This window comes from Campylobacter sp. JMF_01 NE2 (assembly GCF_027737365.1).
Classification (GTDB): Bacteria; Campylobacterota; Campylobacteria; order Campylobacterales; family Campylobacteraceae; genus Campylobacter_B.
In genome coordinates this window covers 314,457-337,827 of sequence record NZ_JAOVTR010000002.1, presented here as the reverse complement: position 1 = coordinate 337,827, position 23,371 = coordinate 314,457, and the positions used below count along the sequence as shown (strand labels likewise).

At 39.5% G+C, this 23,371-nt stretch carries 23 protein-coding genes; 20 read left to right on the top strand and 3 right to left on the bottom strand.

Features of this window, described 5'->3' with window-relative positions; translation table 11 throughout:
* Position 1: 1 nt before the first annotated feature.
* Genes uppS through glmU form a run of 3 tightly spaced genes read right to left on the bottom strand, consistent with a single transcriptional unit; the run spans position 2 to position 3,158 of the window.
* Positions 2–679 (bottom strand): polyprenyl diphosphate synthase, encoded by a 678-nt coding sequence (gene uppS / locus OFO01_RS04915; protein ID WP_270859076.1) that lies wholly within the window; start codon positions 677–679, stop codon positions 2–4.
* A gap of 3 nt (positions 680–682) precedes the next feature.
* Complete coding sequence (gene coaBC / locus OFO01_RS04910) at positions 683–1,864, bottom strand: bifunctional phosphopantothenoylcysteine decarboxylase/phosphopantothenate--cysteine ligase CoaBC (protein WP_270859075.1); 1,182 nt, start codon at positions 1,862–1,864, stop codon at positions 683–685.
* Positions 1,857–3,158, bottom strand: coding sequence for a bifunctional UDP-N-acetylglucosamine diphosphorylase/glucosamine-1-phosphate N-acetyltransferase GlmU (gene glmU, locus OFO01_RS04905; protein WP_270859074.1), 1,302 nt, complete (start codon positions 3,156–3,158; stop codon positions 1,857–1,859). Before glmU ends, coaBC begins: the two co-directional genes overlap by 8 nt.
* Before the next feature lie 155 nt (positions 3,159–3,313).
* On the opposite strand from glmU, the gene OFO01_RS04900 reads away from it, so the two are divergent.
* The 20 genes from OFO01_RS04900 to OFO01_RS04805 all read left to right on the top strand — a co-directional run bounded on the left by OFO01_RS04900 (position 3,314) and on the right by OFO01_RS04805 (position 23,321).
* Positions 3,314–4,171, top strand: coding sequence for an EamA family transporter (locus OFO01_RS04900; RefSeq protein WP_270859073.1), 858 nt, complete (start codon positions 3,314–3,316; stop codon positions 4,169–4,171).
* A gap of 131 nt (positions 4,172–4,302) precedes the next feature.
* Positions 4,303–5,487, top strand: a complete 1,185-nt coding sequence (locus OFO01_RS04895; RefSeq protein WP_270859072.1) for an efflux RND transporter periplasmic adaptor subunit — start codon at positions 4,303–4,305, stop codon at positions 5,485–5,487.
* A 16-nt stretch (positions 5,488–5,503) separates the two neighbouring features.
* Positions 5,504–7,432, top strand: a complete 1,929-nt coding sequence (locus tag OFO01_RS04890) for a MacB family efflux pump subunit (protein ID WP_270859071.1) — start codon at positions 5,504–5,506, stop codon at positions 7,430–7,432.
* A 2-nt stretch (positions 7,433–7,434) separates the two neighbouring features.
* Positions 7,435–8,793, top strand: coding sequence for a TolC family protein (locus tag OFO01_RS04885; protein ID WP_270859070.1), 1,359 nt, complete (start codon positions 7,435–7,437; stop codon positions 8,791–8,793).
* Positions 8,794–8,894: 101 nt separating this feature from the next.
* Positions 8,895–9,029 carry a 50S ribosomal protein L34 gene (gene rpmH, locus OFO01_RS04880; protein ID WP_270859069.1) on the top strand — a complete coding sequence of 45 codons (135 nt, stop codon included), beginning with the start codon at positions 8,895–8,897 and terminating at the stop codon, positions 9,027–9,029.
* On the top strand, positions 9,017–9,349 hold the full coding sequence (rnpA, locus tag OFO01_RS04875) for a ribonuclease P protein component (protein ID WP_333720327.1): 333 nt from the start codon (positions 9,017–9,019) through the stop codon (positions 9,347–9,349). The genes rpmH and rnpA overlap by 13 nt, the downstream gene beginning before the upstream one ends.
* Positions 9,346–9,675: a membrane protein insertion efficiency factor YidD gene (gene yidD, locus OFO01_RS04870; protein WP_270859068.1), complete on the top strand. Its 330-nt coding sequence runs from the start codon at positions 9,346–9,348 to the stop codon at positions 9,673–9,675. Before rnpA ends, yidD begins: the two co-directional genes overlap by 4 nt.
* Positions 9,676–9,677: 2 nt before the next feature.
* Positions 9,678–11,261, top strand: coding sequence for a membrane protein insertase YidC (yidC, locus tag OFO01_RS04865; protein WP_442868034.1), 1,584 nt, complete (start codon positions 9,678–9,680; stop codon positions 11,259–11,261).
* The gene (locus OFO01_RS04860) at positions 11,251–11,988 is read left to right on the top strand and encodes a Jag N-terminal domain-containing protein (protein WP_270859067.1); all 738 of its coding nucleotides are present in this window, start codon (positions 11,251–11,253) and stop codon (positions 11,986–11,988) included. The genes yidC and OFO01_RS04860 overlap by 11 nt, the downstream gene beginning before the upstream one ends.
* Positions 11,988–13,319: a tRNA uridine-5-carboxymethylaminomethyl(34) synthesis GTPase MnmE gene (gene mnmE, locus OFO01_RS04855; protein ID WP_270859066.1), complete on the top strand. Its 1,332-nt coding sequence runs from the start codon at positions 11,988–11,990 to the stop codon at positions 13,317–13,319. Before OFO01_RS04860 ends, mnmE begins: the two co-directional genes overlap by 1 nt.
* Before the next feature lie 57 nt (positions 13,320–13,376).
* Positions 13,377–14,258, top strand: coding sequence for a lysophospholipid acyltransferase family protein (locus OFO01_RS04850; protein WP_270859065.1), 882 nt, complete (start codon positions 13,377–13,379; stop codon positions 14,256–14,258).
* Positions 14,258–15,151, top strand: a complete 894-nt coding sequence (locus tag OFO01_RS04845; RefSeq protein WP_270859064.1) for an ELM1/GtrOC1 family putative glycosyltransferase — start codon at positions 14,258–14,260, stop codon at positions 15,149–15,151. The genes OFO01_RS04850 and OFO01_RS04845 overlap by 1 nt, the downstream gene beginning before the upstream one ends.
* On the top strand, positions 15,148–16,239 hold the full coding sequence (locus OFO01_RS04840) for a glycosyltransferase family 4 protein (RefSeq protein WP_270859063.1): 1,092 nt from the start codon (positions 15,148–15,150) through the stop codon (positions 16,237–16,239). Before OFO01_RS04845 ends, OFO01_RS04840 begins: the two co-directional genes overlap by 4 nt.
* Positions 16,236–17,432 carry an O-antigen ligase family protein gene (locus OFO01_RS04835; RefSeq protein ID WP_270859062.1) on the top strand — a complete coding sequence of 399 codons (1,197 nt, stop codon included), beginning with the start codon at positions 16,236–16,238 and terminating at the stop codon, positions 17,430–17,432. Before OFO01_RS04840 ends, OFO01_RS04835 begins: the two co-directional genes overlap by 4 nt.
* Positions 17,429–18,406 (top strand): glycosyltransferase, encoded by a 978-nt coding sequence (locus OFO01_RS04830; protein ID WP_270859061.1) that lies wholly within the window; start codon positions 17,429–17,431, stop codon positions 18,404–18,406. The genes OFO01_RS04835 and OFO01_RS04830 overlap by 4 nt, the downstream gene beginning before the upstream one ends.
* A gap of 230 nt (positions 18,407–18,636) precedes the next feature.
* Entirely contained in the window at positions 18,637–19,632 is a 996-nt protein-coding gene (locus OFO01_RS04825) for a glycosyltransferase (protein ID WP_270859060.1), read from the top strand.
* A gap of 101 nt (positions 19,633–19,733) precedes the next feature.
* Entirely contained in the window at positions 19,734–20,792 is a 1,059-nt protein-coding gene (locus OFO01_RS04820; RefSeq protein ID WP_270859059.1) for a glycosyltransferase family protein, read from the top strand.
* Positions 20,793–20,980: 188 nt separating this feature from the next.
* On the top strand, positions 20,981–21,784 hold the full coding sequence (locus tag OFO01_RS04815; RefSeq protein ID WP_270875519.1) for a glycosyltransferase family 4 protein: 804 nt from the start codon (positions 20,981–20,983) through the stop codon (positions 21,782–21,784).
* Positions 21,781–22,572: a polysaccharide deacetylase family protein gene (locus OFO01_RS04810; protein WP_270859057.1), complete on the top strand. Its 792-nt coding sequence runs from the start codon at positions 21,781–21,783 to the stop codon at positions 22,570–22,572. Before OFO01_RS04815 ends, OFO01_RS04810 begins: the two co-directional genes overlap by 4 nt.
* On the top strand, positions 22,569–23,321 hold the full coding sequence (locus OFO01_RS04805) for a glycosyltransferase family 2 protein (RefSeq protein ID WP_270859056.1): 753 nt from the start codon (positions 22,569–22,571) through the stop codon (positions 23,319–23,321). Before OFO01_RS04810 ends, OFO01_RS04805 begins: the two co-directional genes overlap by 4 nt.
* Positions 23,322–23,371 lie beyond the last annotated feature (50 nt).

Here is a 23,371-nt window from a genome sequence, read left to right as displayed (position 1 = left end):
ATCACAAACCACCAAATCTGCGATTTTTGTTTTTAAATTCGTTGATGATTTGCGATAATTCTGCGTTAGAAAATTCTGGCCACAAAGTATCGCTAAAAGCTAGTTCAGCGTAACTTGCCTGCCAGAGCAAAAAGTTTGAAATGCGTTTTTCACCACCTGTGCGGATTAGCAAATCCACATCACCACTGCGCGCAGTATCCAAATGCGCTGAAATTTCACTTTCGCAAATTTCGCCATTATTTGCTAAAATTTTTTGGCAAGTTCGCACGATTTCATCACGCGCGCCGTAATTTATCGCCAAATTTAGATTTAAATTTGCACAATTTTGCGTAAAATTTTGCAAATCATAAATTTTACTTTTCAAATCATCGCTAAATTTCGCTATATCGCCGACGGCTTTGAAATTTATCCCATTTGCCAAAAAACTCTCTTTTTTATCAACCAAAAATTTCGCCAAAAGCTTCATCAAAAACTCAACTTCGCTTTTTGGCCGCTTCCAGTTTTCGGTGCTAAAAGCATAAAGCGTGAGATTTGGGATTTTTTCTTTTATGCAAAATTCGCACACTCTCTGCACGACCTGCGCGCCCACTTCATGTCCGCCAGTGCGCAGAAGGGCGCGTTTTTTAGCCCAGCGCCCATTGCCGTCCATAATGATTGCTAAATGGTTTAATTGATTCACGATTTAGATTTTTTTAAGCTCGTTTGCTAGTTTTAGCGCGATTTCATCTTTGCTCGCAGTGTCTAGCTCGGTAATAAAATCGTTTGTCAAAAGCGTGATTCTCGTTACATCGCCACCTAGTTTTACCACATCATCTAGCGTATTTAGGCACACTGCGTCGAGATTTTTCTCATCTAGCATGCGTTTTGCTTCATTTAGTGCGGTCTCTTTGTCGGTTTCTAGCTTGAAGCCGATTTTTTTGATATTTGCATGCACGGAGCTTAGGATATCATCGGTCTTGCCAAGGCGCAGGTTCCATACATCGCCGATTTCTGTCTTTTTGACCTTGCCTTTGTAGCGGACTTTTGGAGTGTAGTCGCTAACAGCTGCTGCCATTATCAGGTATGAGCCATCAGGGAATTTCGTGCTATCAAGGGCTGATTTTAGGCCGATTGTGCTCTCAAAAATCGTAAGTTTATAAGGCAAATTTGGATAATCCACGCTCGAAATCAGCGTTACATTTGCGCCTAGATAATAAAATGCGTCCGCGATCGCCTTTGAGGTTTTTCCGCTAGAAAAATTTGTAATTCCGCGGATATTGTCGATTTTCTCGGTCGTTGGACCACCTGTGATGACGACATTTTTGCCCTCCCAAAATTTATCCTTATGGATTGCGCGTTTTACGGTTTGAAGTATCGCCTCTGTGGTCGCAAGGCCGCCTTTGCCCTTTTCGCCACAAGCTAGCATTTTTTCGATAGGCTCGACAAACAAGGCTTTGACATTGCTTTTTAAAATTTCAATGCAGTTTTGGGTTATGTTGTTTTCAAGTAGCGCAGGATTGGCTGCTGGTGCGATTACGACCTTGGCTTTGGCGAAGGCTGCGTTTATGGTTTGTAAAAATACATTATCACAAACTCCCCAAGCAAGCTTGTTTATCGTATTTGCCGTAGCAGGAGCGATTAAGACTAAATCTACTTTTGAGTAGTTTATGTGATTTACCCCTTTTTGCCAGTCTTCGTTGCCGCTGCATAGCACAGGGTGATCGCACAAAGCCTCGAAAGCCTTGTAGCTCACAAACTCGCTCGCACCCTCGCTAAGTGCGACATAAACATCGAAATTCGCCTTTTTAAGCGCAGAGAGAATTTCAAACGCTTTATAAAAACTAATGCTTCCACAAACTGCTAGTAAAATTTTCTTCTTACTCATTGTTGCTCCTAAAAAATTTATAGAAAAATTCAGCTTTGTTTGTTTGTTTTGATCTAGCTATCGCCAGTGCGCCATTTGGGACATCTGAGACGATAGTTGAGCCCGCTGCTATGATGACATCATCGCCTATTTTAACTGGGGCTACGAACTGCGTATCAGAGCCTACGAAGACATTTTTTCCGATTATGGTTTTGTATTTTTTCTTGCCGTCATAATTGCAAGTAATCGTGCCGCAACCGATATTTGTGCCGCTATCAATCTCACAGTCTCCAAGATAGCTTAAATGGCCTGCTTTGATATTATTAACCTTTGCGTTTTTTAGCTCGACGAAATTTCCGATATGAGTGCCCACAATCTCGCATTTTGGGCGTATGTGCGCCATAGGGCCAAGGTCGGAATTTTTGATAAGTGAGCTTTCGACTACGCTTGAACTTTTGATTATAGAGTTTTCGATCACGCACTCGCCGATTATGCTGACATTTTCTTGCAACTCGCACTCGCCGATAAATTTCGCCCTGCAATCTATATAAATCGTGCTTGGCATGCGCATTAGCACGCCAGCTTTCATTAAGCGCTCTTTTATGCGATTTTGCATGATTTCCTCAGCCACGCTTAGCGCAAATTTGTCATTTATTCCCATAAAATTTTGCTCATCGACCCATACAGCTTTGCATTTTAAGCCCATATTTTTGGCGATTTGTATGCTATCTGTGAGATAATACTCTTTTTGTGCGTTGTTTGGTGTGATTTGTGGCAGTATTTTTTCTAGCACCTTTGTATCGAAGCAGTAGCACCCAGCATTAGCGTCGCAAACTAGCTTTTCTTCCTCGCTAGCGTCCTTTTGCTCGACGATTTTTATAATTTCGCCATTTTGTGTGATAACTCTGCCATATCCAAACGGATCTTTTGCGCTAAATACGCTTAGAGCGACATCTGCGTCGCTTTCGCAAAGTGCGCGCAAATCTGCGCTGTCGATTAGTGGCATATCGCCGCATACGATTAGAGTTTTTTGGCTATCAAATTTGATATCTTTTAGTGCGCCTGCGGTGCCTGGGAAGTTTTCGTGGTCTTGTTTGTAAATTTTGGTGTTTGGATACTCGCTCAAAACTGCCTCTTTGACACGATCAAATTGATAGTGCAAAATCACGCTCACATCATCGCTGATTTCATACGCGCGCTCTAAAACATGGCTTAACATCGACTTTCCGCAAAGCTCAAATAGGACTTTTGGGCGGTCTGACTTCATACGCGTGCCAAAACCAGCGGCTAGAATTACTACTGAAATTTCACTCATAATTTTCCTAAAAAATAAAAATTTAGGGATTTTATCACAGCAAAGATTAATAAAAGATTACTTTTGCGGGCTGAAATTTTAAAATTTATTACTAATAAAATTTTAATTTCAAATTTTATAAAATCCTTAGAATTTTTAAAATTTTGGGGCAAATTTTGACAAAACTTATCATCGTTACCTTTATTTGGGCGTTTAGCTTTTCGCTGATTGGCGAGTTTTTGCGCGGGATTGATAGTGCGTATTTGGCGCTTTCGCGCGTGGCTTTGGCGTTTGTGTGCTTCGTGCCGTTTATGAAAATTAGGGGTGTAAATTTGCGCCTAGCAGGGCAAATTTGCGCAATCGGCGCAGTGCAAATCGGCATCATGTATATTTTTTATTACAAAAGTTTTGCGTATCTCAAAGTCTATGAAGTGGCGCTTTTTACGATATTTACGCCGTTTTATGTGACGCTGATATATGACGCGTTTGCTAGGCGTTTTCGCTCGCTTTATCTGCTTAGCGTCTCATTTGCGGTTTTGGGGGCGTTTGTGATTAAATTTAATGGCATAAATTCTGAGTTTTTAACTGGATTTTTGCTGATTCAAGGGGCGAATTTGTGCTTTGGCGCAGGTCAGAGCGCGTATAAATACCTGTGCGAAAGCAAGGGTCTTGGCGAGCAAAAAGAGCTTTTTGGCTATTTTTTCCTAGGCGCGGTGATTGCTTGCGCGCTTGTGGCAGCGTTTTTTGGAAACGCGGCGAAATTTAATCCAAACACAGAGCAGGTTGCAATCATAATTTTTATGGGCGTAGTAAGCTCCGCGCTTTGCTATTTTTTGTGGAACAAAGGCGCTTGCGAAGTCGATGCTGGCGTGCTTGCGATTATGAATAACGCTCTAATCCCAGCTGCGATTATCGTAAATTTAGCCCTTTGGCACAAGGACGCTGAGCTTGGTAAATTTCTAATCGGTAGCGTAATAATCGCATTTTCACTAATCCTACACAAAAAAATAATGAAATTTTACGCAAAAGCCTAAATTTGGTTAGTTTTGATTAGCTTTCGTAAAATTTAGAGATAGAAATTGTAATTAAAATTTCGCAAAATTTCATTAGGTTTAAATTTGTTCGCTAAAATTGCGGATTTGAATTTAAAAAAAAGTTGGAGAAGATGAAAAAAATAGTCAAAATTTTAGTTATTTTAGCCCTGATTTTGGGCGGATATTTCGCGTATAAAAAATTTGGCGCAAAAGATGAAGCCCCAAAAATCTTAACCACAAAAATGCAAAAAGGCAATATCCGTGGCACCGTGACAGCCACTGGCGAGGTTTATGCGCAAGAGTTAGTCGATGTGGGTGCGCAAGTAGGCGGTCAAATCAAAAAGCTCTATGTCAAAGTCGGCGATGTGGTCAAAGCTGGCGATATGATAGCCCAAATCGACTCAGTTACCCAAGAAAACAATATCGCCAAGGAAAAGGCGCAGTTAAATATCTATGAGGCAAATTTGGTTTCAGCCAAAATCGCTAGCGATAATGCCCAGATCCAATACAACCGCGAGCTTAAACTCTACAAAGCAAACGCGACCTCAAAAGAAGCCTTAGAAAACGCCAAAAACAATCTCGCTGCAAAAGAGGCAGCCAAAAAGCAGATCGAAGCGCAAATCGAGCAGACCAAACTCTCTTTAAGCACGGCTGAGACAAATTTAGGCTACACCAAAATCACAGCCCCTACTGGCGGGACAATCGTATCGGTGCCGGTAGAAGAGGGCAAAACCGTAAATGCCAACCAAACCACGCCAACAATCGCAAAAATCGCGGATTTAAGCAAAATGGAGATAAAAATGGAAGTCGCCGAGGGCGATATTTCTAAAATCAGCGTCGGCACGCCGGTAGAATACTATATTCTCTCAAATCTCAACGATGTGCGCCAAGCCCATGTCTCTCACATAGACCCAGGTCTTACTACACTAAGCGACGGCAGCTACGATAAGGCTAGCACGAGTGTGAGCTCATCAAAAAGCGCTGTTTATTTTTATGTCAAATCCTTAATCGACAATAGAGATAATTACCTAAAAATCGGCATGACGACAGAGTGCGAAATCATCGTAAATCACGCAGAAGACACAAACTATCTGCCAACTTCTGTGATTAAACGCGATGAAAATGGGGATTATGTCATGGTAAAAAGGGGTTTTGGCTCAGAGAAAACCTATATCAAAAAGGGTATTAGCGATGATTTAAATACAGAAATTTTGGGTGGTTTGAGCGATGATGATGAGATTATCATCGCAGATGGTTCAAACGCCAATCAAATCGGCGATGGCAGAGGCGGACGCGCTCCTAGAATGAGATTTTAAAATTTAAAATTTAGCCATGATAAAGTTAGAAAATATAAACAAAAAATTCAAACTCGGCGACGATGAGGTTCATATCCTAAAAGATATAAATTTGCATATAAAAGCCGGCGAATTCGTATCAATCATCGGTCAAAGCGGTAGTGGAAAATCCACGCTGATGAATATCATTGGCTGTATTGATACCCCAACTAGCGGAAGCTATAAAATCGACGATAAAGAGGTTGCTAAGCTTAGTTCAGATGAGCTTGCAAGCCTTAGAAGCAAGAAATTTGGCTTTGTTTTTCAAAAATACAATCTCATCGCCTCAATCGACGCTACCGAAAATGTCGCTCTACCAGCCGTGTATGCAGGCGTGCCATCTCATGCTAGGATTAAGCGCGCAATAGAGCTTTTAGAAGGTTTAGAGCTAGGCGATCGCACGAAAAATTTGCCAAACAAACTCTCAGGCGGACAGCAGCAACGCGTCTCTATCGCAAGGGCTCTCATAAATGGTGGCGAGATAATCCTAGCCGACGAGCCAACAGGCGCGCTTGATAGCAAATCTGGCGTCATGGTAATGGAGATTTTAAAAAAGCTCCACGAAGAAGGTCATACCATAATCGTCGTAACCCACGATAGCAATGTCGCCTCAATCGCAGATAGGATTGTCGAGATTAAAGACGGCCAAATTTTAAGCGATAATGTCAAAATGGGGCGCACATTTGATTTGCATAAAGAAAAGCTAGAAAAAGAAAACTCGCTTTTCTCCGCCAAAGATCAGTTTATAGAGAGCTTTAAAATGTCGGTGAGCGCGATATTTTCGCATAAGTTGCGCTCGATTTTGACAATGCTTGGAATTATAATCGGAATTGCCTCTGTTATCTGCGTCGTTGCCCTAGGAAACGGCTCAGAGGAGAGGATTTTATCAAATATCCGCTCGATTGGCACAAATACCATTAGCGTCTATCCGGGGCGAAATTTCGGCGATATTAGAGCAGGTGGGATAAATACTCTAACCAAAAACGACTCCCTAGCATTAGCGCACCAGCCCTATGTGGATTATTCTACGCCAAACTCACGCACGAGCGGAACGCTAACTTACGCTAGCATGAGTGCGACGGGGCAGGTTTTTGGTGGTGATGTAAATTCGCTCGCAGTCAGTGGAATAGATGTGGTAGAGGGGCGAAATTTCAACGAAGATGATATAAAATACTCAAATTCTGTCATCATCATCGATCAAAACACCAAAAAAACGCTATTTAAAGGCGTGGAACCACTTGGAAATACGATTTTATTCAACGGCAGAGCTTTGCGCATAATCGGCATAGCTGGCGAGGATAAAAACGCCTTTGGCAGTAGCGAGAGTTTGCGCGTGTATGCGCCATATACGACCGTGATTGATAAAATTTCAGGCGATAGGCAGATTAGCTCGATTACGGTCAAAATCAAAGACGATGTCAGCACCGCAATGGCTGAGGAGAGTATCACACAGCTACTAATCCAGCGCCACGGCACGAGGGATTTTCACACGCGAAATTCAGATACGATTAAGCAAACGATAGAGAGCACGACAGGCACGATGAAAATTTTAATCGGCTCAATCGCCTTTATTTCGCTAATCGTGGGCGGAATCGGCGTAATGAATATCATGCTAGTCTCAGTTACCGAGCGCACCAGAGAGATCGGAATCCGCATGGCAATCGGCGCCAAAGAGGGCAATATCTTGCAACAATTCCTAATCGAGGCGATTTTGCTATGTTGGTTCGGCGGAATTTTGGGAATTTTGTTTGCGCTTTTAATTGGATTTGGCTTTAACACCCTAAGTCCTGATTTTTCTATGAAATTTACCATTGCGCCGATAATTGTATCTTTTGTGGCCTCATCGGCTATTGGAATTATTTTTGGATATTTGCCAGCAAGAAGTGCAAGCAAACTAAACCCAATCGACGCATTAGCACAGGAGTAGAGATGAAATTTAATATATTTGTAAGCGCAGTTTTCGTGGCGTTTTTTGGCGGGTGTGCCGCGATAAATAGCAACCTTGATTACGAAGTGCAAGATAGCTTTATAGACGAAAACGAAACCTATGAAATCGCGCAGGATTGGTATAAGGGATACAATCAACCATATTTAAATGCCCTTGTTGATGAGGCTTTGGCGAAAAACCACGATTTGCGCGCAGCGGCGTTAAATTTGGAGCGCGCGTATGCGAATTTAGGTCTTAGCAAAGAGGATTTATTCCCTACGCTTGGGGCTTCGTGGGGAGCGGGTGCGAGCCGCGATATCAGCAGAAGTGATGAGTGGAGCAAGACTTATAGCTCTGGCTTTAATGTCAGCTATGAGCTAGATCTTTTTGGGCGGATCCGCTCGAACATAAATGCTAGCGAGTGGGACGCGAGTGCGAGTGTGTTTGACTTGCAAAATGCCCGTTTGACACTGATAAATTCGGTCGTGAGCGGGTATTTTGAGATGCTTTATCTAAACGATGCGCTAAAATGGACGAAGCAAAATTTAAAAGATTATGCGCAAATCGAGCAAATCGTCAAGGCAAAATACGATTATGGCAGATCCGAGCTCATCGAATACAAGCAGGTGCAAAACAGCATTTTGAATCTAAAAAACCGCGTTTTGGAAATCGAGAAAAATATCGAGGATAACCGCAAATTTATGCGCGATTTAATCTCGCCTGATTTGGAGTTTCGCGCAGATTTGCCAAGCATTGAGAGTGTGAAATTTCTAGGCGCAGACCTTAGTGTGCCTTACACTGCGCTGCATAATCGCCCAGACATTAGAGCTGCGATTTCTAGGCTAAATGCGGCGTTTTATGACCACAGACGCGCAAGGCTAAATTTCTTCCCGCGCGTAAATTTGGGCGCAGGGTTAAATTCAGCTAATACAGATAAATTTAGCGATGGATTTGATTTGAAATTTTTGAGCGGAAATGTCAGCATTAGTCTGCCGTTTTTGGACTATGGACGGCTAAAATCGCAGTTAAGGATAGCTGAGGTGGATTTTTACGCTTACCGAAATTCTTACGAAAAAACCCTAAGCGGCGCAGTAAATGAGACGCTAAATTTGTATAGAATTTACGAAATCAACCGCGCAAGGCTTGCAAATTTAGCCGATACTTACAAAACAGCCAGCGAGATTGAGCGCATTTACCGCGTCAAATACGACGCAGGTGCTAGCGAGCTAAAAGATTTTTTGGAGGCTAGATCGAGTGCGATTTCGGCGCGAATAAATCTACTTGCGCAAAGATATGCGAGTATGCAAAATGAAATTTCGATTTACCGCGCTATGGCTGGTAAATTTCGCCAAAAATTTTAAATTTTAAAATTTGTTTAGCATTGAAAAATTTAGTTTTTCAATGCTTTTTAAGTAAAATTTTTGTAAAATCCACACCTTAAATTTTTTAAAAAAGGAAGAATATGAAAAGAACATATCAACCACACAACACCCCTAGAAAGCGCACACACGGCTTTCGTGTAAGAATGAAAACAAAAAATGGACGCAAAGTTATCAACGCAAGACGCGCCAAAGGTAGAGCAAGATTGGCTGCGTAGGTAGTTTCGCTCCGATAAGCGAAAATCAGGTTTTTTCAGAAGTTTATAAAAGTGCTGCGAAATGGCACTGTGATTGCGCTGTCGTGTATTTTATGGACGGCGAGCGCAGGTTTAGTGCGATAGCTAGTAAAAAGATTGGAAATGCGGTTAAGCGAAATCGCACCAAACGCCTGCTAAGAGCGGCGTTTTATAATCAGCAAAATTTATTAAAAGATGGCACTTTTATCATTATCGCAAAAAAACAGATTGAAAACATGAGTTTTAAAGAGATAGAGCGAAGTTTGCGTTGGGCTTTTAAAAAGATAGGTTCGATAAAATGAGAAATTTTTGTGTTTTTTTGATTAAATTTTACAGAGCCTTTATTTCACCTCTTTTACCTGCGAGTTGTCGCTACTATCCCACATGCTCTACTTACGCGCTCTATCAGTTTAAATTTAACCACCCCTTACACGCATTTTTTGCTACATTAATTAGAATTTTAAAGTGCAACCCTTTTTTCAAGGGCGGTATAGATCACCCTATCATCAAGCATAATTTTAAATTTAATTTTTTTTGGGCATGCAAAAACAGTGCTTTGGGCGTAAAACCAAAAATTTGGTTTATACCATATTCAAAAAATCAGTATTATATAATATTTAGGAGATAATCGTGTTAGATCAAATATCCCAACAAAAACGCCTAGGACTAGCTATTTTGCTAGCTTTTTTGTTTTTTGTGGCATACGACCATTTTTATATGTCAAAAGTCAGAGCTGCTATGGAGGCGAACAAAACAGCCGCTGCCGCACAAAGTGCGCAAAGCGTGGCAAAACAAGCCCCAACTAGCGCAAGTGCTAGCATAACTCCAAGCGCAAGCGCAGGTGCGAACGCGCAAAATCAGTTAGTCAAAATCGTCGGCAAAGAGGCGAATTTTACGATTGATAATTTCGCTCGCATTAGCTCATACACACTAAATGATAAAAAATTTACAAAAGAGGGCGAACCGATAAATTTAATCAGCAAAGATGGCGATTCAAAACCGCTTGAAATCAGATTTGAAGACGCTAATTTAAACGAGCTAGCATTTTCGACGCCATACACTGCCTCTGCGGATAGGCTAGATATCACAAATGGCGCAGCTAGCGTGGTTTTGACACAAAATTTAGGCGATTTTGAGGTTAGTAAAAATTTGAAATTTAACCCAAATGGAAGTTATGAAATCGATATTAAATTTAACCGACCGACTTCGTATTTCATCACCCCTGGCTCTCGCCCTGATGTCGAGGTAGATGGATACACAATCCACGGAATCACAGTTGGCAAAAGCGATGATACGGTCGAGATTTTCGAAGACGGCGATGTGAGCGAAAATGAGCGCGTCGAAAACGCTGTATTTGTGGCTAGCTCAGATAGATACTACACGAGCCTATTTTTTGGCGAAAATTTAAACACCACGATTACTAGCGCAAACGATATTTCGCAAGCCTTCATTAGAGCAAACGGCGATTTTAAGAGCATTGGCTATATCGGACCGAAGGATTATGTAACCCTAAAAGAGGTAGATCCAAAGCTAACTAATGTCATTGAGTATGGCTGGTTCACCTTTATCGCAAGGCCTATGTTTAAATTTTTGCGCTGGATTTACAGCCATGTAGGCAACTGGGGCTGGGCGATTGTAATTTTGACGATTGTTGTGCGTTTGGTTTTGGCGTATCCGACATATCGTGGTATGCTATCTATGAACAAGCTAAAAGATCTTGCACCAAAAATGAAAGAGTTGCAAGAAAAATACAAAGGCGATCCGCAAAAATTGCAAATGCACATGATGGAGCTATATCGCAAAAACGGCGCAAACCCAATGGGCGGATGTTTGCCGATACTGCTTCAAATTCCGGTATTTTTCGCGATTTACCGCGTGCTTTTAAACGCAATCGAGCTAAAAGGCGCTGAGTGGGCTATGTGGATCCACGATCTATCGCTAAAAGATCCATATTATATCTTGCCGATTTTGATGACAGCGCTTATGTTTTTACAGCAAAAAATCACGCCTACTTCATTTACAGACCCAATGCAAGAGAAGGTAATGAAATTCTTGCCACTAATGTTTGGTGTGTTTTTCCTAATGTTTCCAGCGGGTCTTACACTATACTGGACGGTCAATAATATGTGGTCTATCGCACAACAATTTGTAACAAACAAAATCTTTGCTCGCCAAAAGCAAGCCCAAATTTCGGAGAAAAAACATGAAAATTGAAGCGATAAATTTAATGCAAGCTTACCAAAAAGCAGCAGATGAGTTTGGGTGTTCGATTACTGAGCTAAATATCAGGGTAATTCAACAGCCAAGTAGCGGATTTTTGGGTTTTTTTAAGAAAAATGCCATTATCGAGGTTGTCAAAAAGGGCGAGAAATTTCCACAAAGCGAAAATTTAAGCCAAAAATCAAATGATGAGAAAAAACCGCAAAATTCGCAAAAAACTAGAAGCGCAAATTCGCACAAAGTCCGCAAAGAAAAGCCAAAAGCTACCATAAATGATGAAATTTGCAAAGATATCGAGCAAAAAATCACAAATTTAATCGCACAAAGCGGATTTAATCTTAGCGTTTGCGAGGTTAAAATTCACGATGAAAACAGCGTATATATCAAAATCGACGGCGATGATAGCGCACTTTTAATCGGCAAGGAAGGCCACAGATACAAGGCGTTTTCGTATATGATTTATAACTGGATTAGTATGAAATACAACCTCTCTGTCGTTTTTGAAGTGGCTGAATTTTTGCAAAACCAAAGCAAACATATTGATTCGTATGTGGGCGCATTAAAGGCGAACGCAAACGGCTCAAAAATCGTAACCAAGCCATTTGACGGGGCATTTGTCAAAATCGCTAGCGACAAGATTAAAGAAAGCTTCCCAGATCGCACGATCGGTATCAAATCCACTCGTAACGGCAAAATCATCATAATCGACGAAAAAAATTAATGAATCAAACAATCGCTGCTATCGCCACCGCTCACGGAGTCGGTGGAATATCAATCGTGCGCATAAGCGGGGCAGGCGCCCTGCAAATCGCGCGCGAAATTTCGCATAAAAATGACTTCGCACCGCGCCACGCCACACTGGCGAATTTATACGGCGCAGACGGGGTGAAATTTGGCGAGGCGATTTTTATATATTTCAAAGCCCCGCATAGCTTCACTGGCGAAGATGTCGTGGAGATACAAACACACGGCGGATTTATTAGCTCGTCTATGGCGCTTGATAGCGTGGTTGCGCTAGGAGCGCGTATCGCTGAGCCTGGGGAGTTTAGCAAAAGGGCGTTTTTAAACGGCAAAATGGATTTAAGCAAGGCCGAGGCGATTAGCGATTTGATACTTTCTCGCTCAGAAAGTGCGGCTAAGATTTTGTCTCGTAACCTGCACGGCGAGCTTGAAGGCTTTGTAAGTGACCTGCGCGCTAAGCTTGTCAAAACTCTTGCATTTGCCGAGGTTTGCATAGATTATGCCGAAGAGGATTTGCCGCGCGATGTGCTTGAAAATTCGCTAAAAATGCTAAATGAAAACATAGAAAATTTAGAAAAAATCACCCAGATTAGCAAGAGCAGAAAAGGGCTAATCGAGGGCTTTAAGGTCGCAATCGTAGGCAAACCAAATGTGGGCAAAAGTAGTATTTTAAACGCGCTTTTAAACTACGAGCGCGCAATCGTCAGCGATGAGGCTGGCACGACTAGGGATAGAATCGAAGAGAGCCTTAAAATCGGCACTCACCTAATCCGTATCATTGATACAGCAGGCATTAGGCATGGCGAGAGCAAGACCGAAAATATCGGCATTTCATACTCAATCAAGGCGATTGATGAGGCGGATATTATCCTGGCTGTGTTTGATAGCTCTGCGAAATTTAGCGATGAAGATAAAAAAATCGTCCAAATTTTGGAGCAAAAAAGCGATAAAAAAATATTTTATATCTTAAATAAATCTGATTTAGCGCAAAATTTTGCATATAATTTTGCGCAAAAACCGCTTAAAATTTCAGCCAAAAACGGCGTCGATGAAATTTTAAAAGAGCTTGAAATTTATCTAAATTCGCAGAATTTCGACGGACTTATGCTAAGCAATACTCGCCAAATAAATGCTTGCGAAAACGCGCTAAACGCCCTAAAAAGTGCGCGTGAAAAGCTAAACGAGGCTGAACTTGAAATTTTCGCTTATGAAATGAATCGCGCCATAGAGCAGATTTCGTCGATTTCTAGGCCCTTTGAGAGGGACGAAATTTTAGATGAAATGTTTGGGAATTTTTGCCTAGGAAAGTGATTTTATATCTTATTTAGCCAAAATTTACTATAATCACCCCTTTTAATAAGGGTGAAAATGAGAGAAAAATTTGAATATTTCCTAGTCGTAATTTTAATAAAATTAGCCAAAATTCTACCGACAAATTTCTTATATTTTTTCTTTGATTTCTTGGCGAAATTCGCCTTTTTTGCGCTAAAATCACGCGCAAAAATCGCTATAAAAAACCTTAGCTTTGCCTACCCGCAAAAATCAGCTGGCGAGATTAAAACCCTAGCGCGCGAAAATTTCCGCTCTATTGCCAAAACCCTGACCCAAACCCTGCTTTTCTACCACGAAAGGCTCGATTTTAGCGCACTTATCGCTAACAAAGACGAGGCGCTAGAAAAGGTAAAAGCGCTAAAAGGTGATAGCAAAAACGGAATTTTGTTTTTCACGGCGCATTTTGGAAACTGGGAAGTTTTAGCCCATTTTTACGGCGCGAACGGCTTTCCTGTGGCGGTTGTGGGGCGCAGGGGAAATAACGAACTCATCGAAGACCGCCTAGTTACGCCATTTCGCAAAAAATACGGCAACGAGCTAATCTATAAAGATGACGCCATGCGCGGACTTGTCGAGCGTTTAAGAGCTGGCAAAAATGTAGGAATCCTGCCAGATCAAAAGCCGGGCGGAAAAAACAGCCTAAAAACCACATTTTTTGGGCGCGAGTGTTACACCACAAAGACGATTGCGTCGCTGTATTTGAAATTTAACCCAGTCCTAATCCCCATTTTTGCGCGTCGCATTAGTGATGGTCGCTACGAAATCGTCATCAAAGATTTCACCCCACCAAGCGAAAATTTAGAAAAATCGCAGGCCGAGCAGTTCATAACCCAGCAGTGCAACGATATCTTTGAAGAGGTCGTGCGAAGCGCGCCCGAGCAGTGGTTTTGGATGCATAATCGCTGGAAAGTTGATTGATGAGAGCGCTTATCTTTACCGACGGGCGCAAGGGGCATGAGAGCCAAAGCGTGGCGTTTTGCGAGTTAAAAGGCTTGGAATTTGAGCTTTGCAAGGTTGGCTATAAAAACAAAATTTTAAAAATTCTCTCATATTTTTTGGATTTTTTGGGGCTGAAATTTAAAATTTTCGAGTGCGAAAACAAAAATTTTGCGAATTTTGACATTTTCGTAGGAGCTGGGTCTGTGACATACTATCCCTTAAAATACTGCGCCGCGAAATTTGGCAAAAAAAGCGTCGCGCTAATGTATCCAAAAGGCTATAAAAAGGACTTTTCGCTCATTTTCGCAAACGCTCACGACACCACGCAAACTGCGCCAAATGTGGTGATTTTGCCGACGAATTTAAACCTTAGCAAAACGGGGAATTTCTACGCTCCCAAAAAAAGCGCGGTTGGCTTTGTCATCGGCGGGCCAAACGCTTCGTTTGATATGAATAGCGAAATTTGCGAGATTGTGGAGAAAATCAAGGCGAAATTTCCCCGCCACGAATACGCCCTGACTACTAGCCCACGCACCCCACGCGATATCGAGGCGCAGTTTGAGCGCGCGAATTTCGATTTTAGCGTGATTTATAGCAAAAATCAGATTAATCCAATCGGCGATTTTTTGGAGGGTTGCGAGTGGATTTTTATCACGCAAGATTCTGTTTCGATGATAAGCGAGGCTGTGTGCAATGGTCGCTCAAATGTCGCTGTTTTGGCACTTCCGCGCAAAAATTCGCACAATAAATTTGACGATTTTATCGCAAATTTGGCGCAAAATGAGTGTTTGCGAATTTACGCTAAAAACAGCGAGTTAAAACCGACAAAAAAGATAAATTTAAGCCAAATTTTACAAGGAATTAGCTTATGAGAGTGGTGCAAATACTGCCAGAACTTAACGAAGGTGGCGTCGAGCGCGGTGTGGTCGAGCTCACGCGCGAATTTGCTAAATTTGGCGTGGAGAGCGTGGTGATTAGCAATGGCGGAAAGCTAGTAAGCGAGCTAGAAAAAAACGGCGTGCGCCACATAAAATTCGATGTTTGCTCCAAAAATATATTCACAGCATTTTCTCGCGCTAGTGCGCTAAAAGAAATTTTGCGCGAGATCACCCCAGATATCGTGCATGTGCGCTCTCGTGTGCCTGCATGGCTAGTGAAATTCGCCAAAGGGGGGCTAAATTTTGGGCTAGTTAGCACCGTGCATGGGCTAAATTCGGTGAATTTTTACAGCAAAATCATGGTAAAAGCCGATAAAATCATCTGTGTCAGCAACGCTACGAAGGATTATGTGGTGCGAAATTTCGGCGCAGATGTCAGCAAAATCAGGGTGATTCCGCGCGGAATTGATTTGGAAAAATTTAATCCTAGTAATTTAGACCACGATTTTATGGCGAAATTTCGCGCCGAATTTGGGCTAAAAAAGGGTGATTTCATCGTCGCAAGTGTCGGGCGCATAACGCAACTTAAAGATTATGAAACAATTATAAAAGCAGGTAGTATTTTGAAAAAAGACTTTGGGGAAAATTTAAAAATTTTAATCGTGGGCGGTGTGCGAGAGGATAAAAAAGAGTATTTTTTGGGGCTACAAAATTTAGCGCGTGAGTTAAATTTGGCGCAAAGCGTGATTTTTACGGGTTCGCAAAGTAAAATCCCTGAGATTTACGCGCTAAGCAATGTGGTCGTGAGTGCGTCGAAAAAGCCTGAGAGTTTCGGGCGAAGCGTGGCTGAGGCGATCGCGCTAAATGCGCCTGTGGTGGCGAGCAATCACGGTGGCGTGCTAGACATAATCAAATCTGGCGAAAATGGCGAGTTTTTTGCTGTGGGCGATGAGAGGGGGTTAGCTGCGATGATAGAGCGCGCGAAGGATTATAAATTTGACGGATACGGCTATATAGCGGAGAATTTCAGCCTAGCGCAAATGGTGGAGAAAACTATGAGTGTGTATAAGGAGATGGTGTGAGTAAAATTTTGGATTTTATCAGATTAAATCCTTGGCAAAGTGCGCTAAAATTCGGGCTTATAATTTGGCTTTGTTCGATTGCATTTGAAAATAGCGTGTATCAAATTTCGACGATTTATATAATAGTTTTGGCGATTTTGCATGTTGTAATTTACAAAAATTTCAGCGTTTTAATCGCAAATTTAAAAGAAGTCAAGCTTTTTTCGTTTTTTGTCTTTTTAATCATTGTTTCTATGGTTATTGCAAATCTCCTAAACCCCGAGCTTTTGACAAAAAAATCGTGGCGAAATATCATTATTTTTGTCACTAGATATGGTTTTGTTTTTATCGCATTGGCTTATTTTTATAAGTTGAAATTTTTCTCCAAAAAAGAGATTATTTTATATTTATTGCTTGGAACATCGTTTTTATTGGTATCGGCGATTTATCAAGCGATAAATAACCCAGACTTAATCCTAAGCAAAAAGGTAAGTAATGGCAAAAAAACAGGTCTAACTGGGCTTTTGGATAATCGCAACAGGCTAGGGCTTATGATGGGCATAGGGGCTGTGTTTAGCCTGATTTTTACAAAATACAAGCCAAAGCTTGGCATAGTTTTGTTTTTATTGCATATTAGCGTTTTGGTTTTTACATATTCGCGTTCGTCGTGGGTCGGCGTGAGCGTGGCTATGCTTTTGTGGGCGGCTTTAAATTTGAGAAAAAATATAAAATTTATACTTTTAGTTTTGATTTTATTTAGCCTTATTGTTTTGGGGATCTATTTTTATTTTGACGCCGTTGCGATTAGATTTAATCATCTTTTAACTGGGCACACTAGTTACAGAGATATTATCTGGGAATATACTATTACTCAAATCCAAAACAATCCTATTTTTGGGCATGGTGTGCAAACTTGGATTAGCCTAGAAAAACCAAAAAAACTTATGCAATTTGTCATGGTGCATAATGCTGAGCTTGAAATTTTGCTTTTTACTGGAATTTTTGGTCTTTTATCATGGCTTGGGGTGCTGTTTTGCGCTATCAAAGAGATATTTAGAAGTAAAAATTTTATCTATTTTTGCGTTTTGGCATATTTTTGCATTGTAATTCAGTTTGATTTTAGCCTGTTTGATACAAAAAGGCTGATGAGCTATCTAAGCTTATTTGCGTTTTTGATTTTTGCTGATAAATTTACACAAAAGGCCGGTGCGTGAAAATAGCCTATTTTTCGTGCTCTACAATCTATGGTGGTGTAGAAAAAATCGTTTGCGATAGCGTAAATGAGCTATGTCAAAATGACGAAGTGCTTTTAATCGTGCCAAACGGGTGTTTGTATAAAGATAAAATTGCGCCAAAAGTTAGAATTTACGAGTATAAAAACTATGATAAAAGGTGGAATTTACTTTTATATTTTGAAATTTTAAAAGTATTGAAAAAATTTGGCGTCCAAATTTTACACACTCACGGCGCAAAAGCTTCGCAAATGGGATTTTTGCTGAATAAATTTATGGATTTTACGCAAGTTGCTACAAAGCATAATGTGCGAAAGGGCAAAATTTTTAATAAAATTCCAAATGTTATTTCTGTATCAAAGAGAGTAGCCCAAACTATAAATCACAAAAGTGAAGTTATATATTTTGGTATTAAACAAAGGCAAATTTCACGAAATTTAGGCGATAAATTTAGCATTATTGCGGTTGGAAGACTAGATTTTATCAAAGGTTTTGATGAGTTGATAAAATCTGTTAGTAAGCTTGATTTTGACTTTGTTTTGCAAATTGTCGGCGAAGGAAAAGAGAGAAAAAATTTGCAAAATTTAATAAATTCTCTAAATTTGCAAGATAAAGTAGTGCTACTTGGTTTTAAAGACGATGTCGCACAAAGGCTAGCCAATTCGCACCTACAAATCATATCATCTCGTAGCGAGGGGCTTTCGATTAGCTTAATTGAAGGGATTTTTTATGCTAATGTTTTACTTGGCACAAAAGTTGGTGGAATTAGTGAAATTTTAGATGAGGAATTTTTTATCGATTATGAAAATATGAGCGCAAAAATTAGTAAAATTTACAAAAATTACGATATATACTCGCAAAAATTTAGCGAAAAACATAAAGAGATAAAAAATAGTCTGAAATTTGAAAATTACATATCCACTCTAAAAAATTATTACGAAAACTGCCTAAAATAGGCAATTTATACGCTAAACCCCAAGCTAAAATCACTCAATGCTTTTGTTTGCTCTAAAAGTTCGCTTTTTATGTTTTTATATGCGGGTTTGCCTTTTAGCTTTTTTATCAAATTTTTAAACATAAATTTTCCTTAAATTTTTTACTCATTATATAGAAAAAATAATTAAATTTAACGAAGTATAAAGCGGTAATATGAGATAATTGCAAGATTTAAAATTTAGGAAATGGTTTGAAAATCTTACACGCTCTTAATTGGATAAAATTTGCAGGAACAGAAAACGCTTGTGTCCAGCTATGTAACGAATTAGTTAAAGAACACGAAATTTATCTAATGAGCGATAAAAATATTTTAAAATACATAGACAAAAATGTAAAATTAATAGAGATAAATTTTAAAAAAAACAGATACAACCCCATTTTTTTGCATAAAATTGCTAAAATTTTAGATGAAATTAGCCCTGATATCATACACGCTCACAATGCAAAAGTGATAGAGATTATCTATAATGCTAGATTTTTTATGAAAAAGAAAATTCCGCTAATCGCCACAAAACACACTTTGGAATTCAAAAAAAATTATAAATTAGCTGATTTGTGCGTGGCTGTGTTAGATGAGACAAAAAAGATTTTACCGCCAAATTCTATAATTATCGAAAATGGAATTTTGTATAAAAAGCCAGAAAAGATTAAAAAACTAGATAAATTTCACATCATCAGCTCTGGCAGATTAAGCGCTATTAAGCAAATGGATGTGGTCATCAAAGCGCTTAGTTTGGTGGAATTTGACTTTGTATGCGAGATATTTGGTCAGGGCGAGAAGCAAGGTGAGCTAGAAAGGCTAATTAGCGAGCTAAAACTTGATAAAAAGGTCTTTTTGCGCGGTTTCGTGGATAATATAAATGATCATTTAGCAAGCTGCGATTTGCAAATCATCGCTTCGAAATTCGAAGCTTATGGACTTGTGGCGATTGACGGGGTTTATTATTCGCCGCTTATGATTTCAACGAATACTGGCATTTGTGAGCGAATTTTGCCTAGTGAGTTAAAATTTAGCGCCACGCCAGAAAATTTAGCTCACAAACTAGATGAAATCCACGCAAACTACGATAAATTCGTGCAAATTTTCGCCCCTATCAAAGCCAAAAAGGACGAATTTGGCGTAGCAAAAATGGCGCAAAAATACATTAATGCGTATGAAAATTTAATCAAAGAATTTAAAATTTGATTATTTGGCGTTCATTTTGAAAGAGTTGCTTAGTTATTTGGTGATTTTTACTTTTTTGCTTTACTACAAAAAGGTGTTGGTTTAATTAAAGGAGAGTTTTTATGCGAAGTCTAAAAATAGTTCATTGTAGTATTTTTAATGAATTTAATGATGGCAACTTTTTTTATGGTGTAGATAGAAGAGTTTCACATGGTTTGGTGCGTAATGGGCATTTTGTCTATGATTTTAGTTATCGTGACTGGGAGCGACATTTGCGCTTTGCAAAAATAAAAAATACTGGCTTATCAAAAATGAATAAAAAGCTGATTAAAATTTGCAAAAACATAAATGCTGACTTGCTTTTAATCGGTAAAGGCGAAAAAATCGCAACTTCCACGCTAAAAGAGATAAAAAAGGCACTTCCAAATTTGAAAATTGCACTATGGTATGTGGATCATTTAAACGAAGTTTCACAGTTTTGGGAAAATTTGAGAGAAATTGATTGCTTTTTTCATGCAAATGCGTATCATCTACAAAGATTATCTAGTGAGTTTAGGGATATAAAATTTGCTTTTTTCCCAAATATTAGTGATGAGAGTTTTGACATATTTTACGAAACTGAAAAATCGAACGATATAATCTACATTTCTAGGGATTATATGGAGGATAATCGCCATAAATTTGCAATTTTACTTGATGAATTTTGTAAAAAAAATGGTCTAAAATACGAAATTTACGCAAGTCTTGGCAATGGTTTCATTTTTGGCGATGATTATTACAGAGCGATTGCTAAAAGCAAAATAGCTATAAATTTTAACCGCGATGATGAGATTGAGTGCGAAAATTCAAAGAAATTATTGGGTGCAAGTAACAGAATGGCGCATTTTATGGGGTGTGGAGTTTGCACTTTTTCGCCCGTGATTGCGGGGTTTGAGAAGTTTTTTACGCACGAAAAGGAAATAGTGTATTTCAAAAATCCAAGCGATTGTTTTGAAAAAATTTTAGAGTATTTGCGCACTGAAAAATACGCCCAAATTGCCAAAGCAGGGAGAGAAAAAGCGCTGAATTTAGCAAATGCAAAAAGGGTTACGCAATTTATGATTGAGACGATTTTTGGCGAAAAATTTAGTGAAAATTACGAGTGGCGCGAGCATATTTATCAAAATGGAGAAAAGATTTGAAAATTTTAAACACTTTGCAATACAAGCAATTTGGTGGTTTGGAAAAATTAAGTATATTATTATGTAATGAGCTTTGCAAAGAGCATGAAATCTATTTTTTAAGTGATTTGGCGATTAAGGATTATTTAAGTAAAGATATAAATTTTATAAATTTTAATTTTAATAAAAATCGTTACAATCCATTTTTTTTGAAAAAAACTGCAAATATGATAGATGAAATTTCGCCAGATATTTTGCAAACTCACAACATAAAAGAGCTTCAAATTTTAAATTACGCACGAAAATTTAGCAAACAAAAACCACCTATTGTCAATACAAAACACTCGCTAGAACGCAAAAAATACCTAAATTTAGCCGATTTGGTCGTGGGGGTTTCAAGTGGCGTGTGTGAAACAATACAGGTGGATAAAAAAATTTTAATTGAAAACGGTTATCCGTTTATTACGCCAAAAAAACTTTCAAGACCACATAAATTTTATATCACTTTTGCTAATAGGATTTGCGATGCGAAGGGAGTAACGCTTTTAATCGAAGCTCTAAATTTAGTAAAATTTGACTATGAATGTCATTTTTTTGGCTATGGGGATAGTAAAATTTATGAAGAAAAGGTTAAAAATTTAGGATTACAAGATAAGATAAAATTTAAAGGATTTGTGAAAAATATAGGCGATTATCTGTATAGTTGTGATTTAAATGTGATGCCGAGTTTAAATGAAGCTTTTGGGCTAAGTTCGTTAGATGGGGTTTTTTATGCACCTTTGATGATAGCTACAAGACGCGGAATTTGCGAAACTATAATGCCCAATGAACTAATCATTGAAGAAAATCCACAGTTTATAGCTCACAAACTAGATGAAATCCACGCAAACTACGATAAATTCGTGCAAATTTTTGCCCCTATCAAAGCCAAAAAAGACGAATTTAGCGTAGCAAAAATGGCGCAAAAATACATTAATGCGTATGAAAATTTGATAAAGGATTTTAAAAAATGATATATTTTTTTGCAATTTTAGCCGTGGCGATTATAGCCTTTTCGTGCAGGTATAACTGGTGGCGGATCCCGCAGGGCTGGGATAAAGCGCGCGTGCTGATGTATCACTCCATAAGCGAGCATAAGGGCGATAAATTTGATAAATGGCGCGTTCGCCCAGCCGATTTTGAAGCTCAAATCGCGTGGCTAGCCAAAAACGGCTTTACGACTTTCACGCTTAGCGAGTTAGCAAATTTAGCCCAAATCCCGCCAAAATCGGTCTGTATTACCTTCGATGACGGATTTATGGATAACTACACAAACGCCTTTGAAATTTTAAAAAAATATAATTTTAAAGCCACGATTTTTGTGGTGGCTACTGCTACGCAAAACGACTGGGAGCGCGGAAATACCGAGCATTTAAGCCAAATTTTAACTAGCGATGAGATAAATTTAATGCACCGCTCAAATTTAATCGAGTTTGGCTCACACACGCTAAGCCACGCGAATTTAGAGCGTTTGTGGGCGAGCGAGCCCGAAAAAGCGCGAGATGAAATCGAAAAATCCAAAAAAGAGTTAGAGAAAATCACCGGGCGCGAGTGCAGGGTTTTTGCCTATCCTTACGGCAAATTTAACGATGAAATTTTATCGCTTACGCGAAATTCAGGATACTGCGCCGCGGTCGTGGTAAAGCGCGGACTTTACGAAGCGGGCGATGATAAATTCGCCATAAATAGAATTGGCGTTTTGGGGACGGAGAGTTTTTTTGATTTTTGGCTGAAATTTACGCGCATAAGGAATAAACTATGATAAATGCAAGTGTCTATGCAATCGTGCAAAACGAAGAAAAACATATCGAACGAATGCTAAAAAGTGTCGCGGATTTCGCAGAAATCATCATCGTCGATAGTGGCAGCACCGATAAGACGCTAGAAATTGCAAAGAAATTTAATGCCAAAATTTACCACCACGACTGGCAAGGCGAGGGCGTGCAAAAAAACTACGCTTTTTCACTCTGCTCACACGAGTGGGTGCTAAATTTAGACGGCGACGAGGAAGTAAGCGCTGAGCTAAAAGCTGAAATTTGCGAGTTTATGGCGCAAGACGAATTTGACGGGCTTGATATTAAATTTCACGAATTTTACATGGGCGGAATCGTCGATGATAGGGTGCGAAAAAACACCCACATTAGATTTTTTCGCAAAAGCTCTGGCGAGTATCGAAATTTGGGCGTGCATGCGCAAGTCAGCATAAACGGCAAAGTGCGAAAATCTCGTGGGGTGATTTATCATTTTAGTGATAAACCAATCAAAGAGCTAGTGAGCAAAAACAATAACTATTCGAGCCTGCGCGCACAGCAAAAATTTGAAAAAGGCAAAAAACCGAGCCTAGCCAAACTGCTTTTTATCTTTCCGCTTGTCTTTTTCAAATCGTATTTTTTAAGGCGAAGTTTTTTCGACGGTAAAAAAGGCTTCATAATCGCCGTTATAAACGCATTTTACGCATTTATGAAAGAGGCAAAATTGTATGAAATTTGGCTTAACAAAAAAGGAAATTAAGCAAAATTTAGCTATTATAAAAAGTTATTAAATTCCACTAAAAGGGCGAT

What these genes read in the sequence shown, in the direction of transcription:
- OFO01_RS04895 (WP_270859072.1), top strand. Translation starts at nt 4,303, where the DNA reads ATGAAAAAAATAGTCAAAATTTTAGTTATTTTAGCCCTGATTTTGGGC.
- OFO01_RS04820 (WP_270859059.1), top strand. Translation starts at nt 19,734, where the DNA reads ATGCGAAGTCTAAAAATAGTTCATTGTAGTATTTTTAATGAATTTAAT.
- yidD (WP_270859068.1), top strand. Translation starts at nt 9,346, where the DNA reads ATGAGAAATTTTTGTGTTTTTTTGATTAAATTTTACAGAGCCTTTATT.
- OFO01_RS04840 (WP_270859063.1), top strand. Translation starts at nt 15,148, where the DNA reads ATGAGAGTGGTGCAAATACTGCCAGAACTTAACGAAGGTGGCGTCGAG.
- OFO01_RS04890 (WP_270859071.1), top strand. Translation starts at nt 5,504, where the DNA reads ATGATAAAGTTAGAAAATATAAACAAAAAATTCAAACTCGGCGACGAT.
- rpmH (WP_270859069.1), top strand. Translation starts at nt 8,895, where the DNA reads ATGAAAAGAACATATCAACCACACAACACCCCTAGAAAGCGCACACAC.
- glmU (WP_270859074.1), bottom strand. Translation starts at nt 3,158, where the DNA reads ATGAGTGAAATTTCAGTAGTAATTCTAGCCGCTGGTTTTGGCACGCGT.
- OFO01_RS04885 (WP_270859070.1), top strand. Translation starts at nt 7,435, where the DNA reads ATGAAATTTAATATATTTGTAAGCGCAGTTTTCGTGGCGTTTTTTGGC.
- OFO01_RS04845 (WP_270859064.1), top strand. Translation starts at nt 14,258, where the DNA reads ATGAGAGCGCTTATCTTTACCGACGGGCGCAAGGGGCATGAGAGCCAA.
- OFO01_RS04810 (WP_270859057.1), top strand. Translation starts at nt 21,781, where the DNA reads ATGATATATTTTTTTGCAATTTTAGCCGTGGCGATTATAGCCTTTTCG.
- coaBC (WP_270859075.1), bottom strand. Translation starts at nt 1,864, where the DNA reads ATGAGTAAGAAGAAAATTTTACTAGCAGTTTGTGGAAGCATTAGTTTT.
- mnmE (WP_270859066.1), top strand. Translation starts at nt 11,988, where the DNA reads ATGAATCAAACAATCGCTGCTATCGCCACCGCTCACGGAGTCGGTGGA.
- OFO01_RS04850 (WP_270859065.1), top strand. Translation starts at nt 13,377, where the DNA reads ATGAGAGAAAAATTTGAATATTTCCTAGTCGTAATTTTAATAAAATTA.
- OFO01_RS04805 (WP_270859056.1), top strand. Translation starts at nt 22,569, where the DNA reads ATGATAAATGCAAGTGTCTATGCAATCGTGCAAAACGAAGAAAAACAT.
- OFO01_RS04860 (WP_270859067.1), top strand. Translation starts at nt 11,251, where the DNA reads ATGAAAATTGAAGCGATAAATTTAATGCAAGCTTACCAAAAAGCAGCA.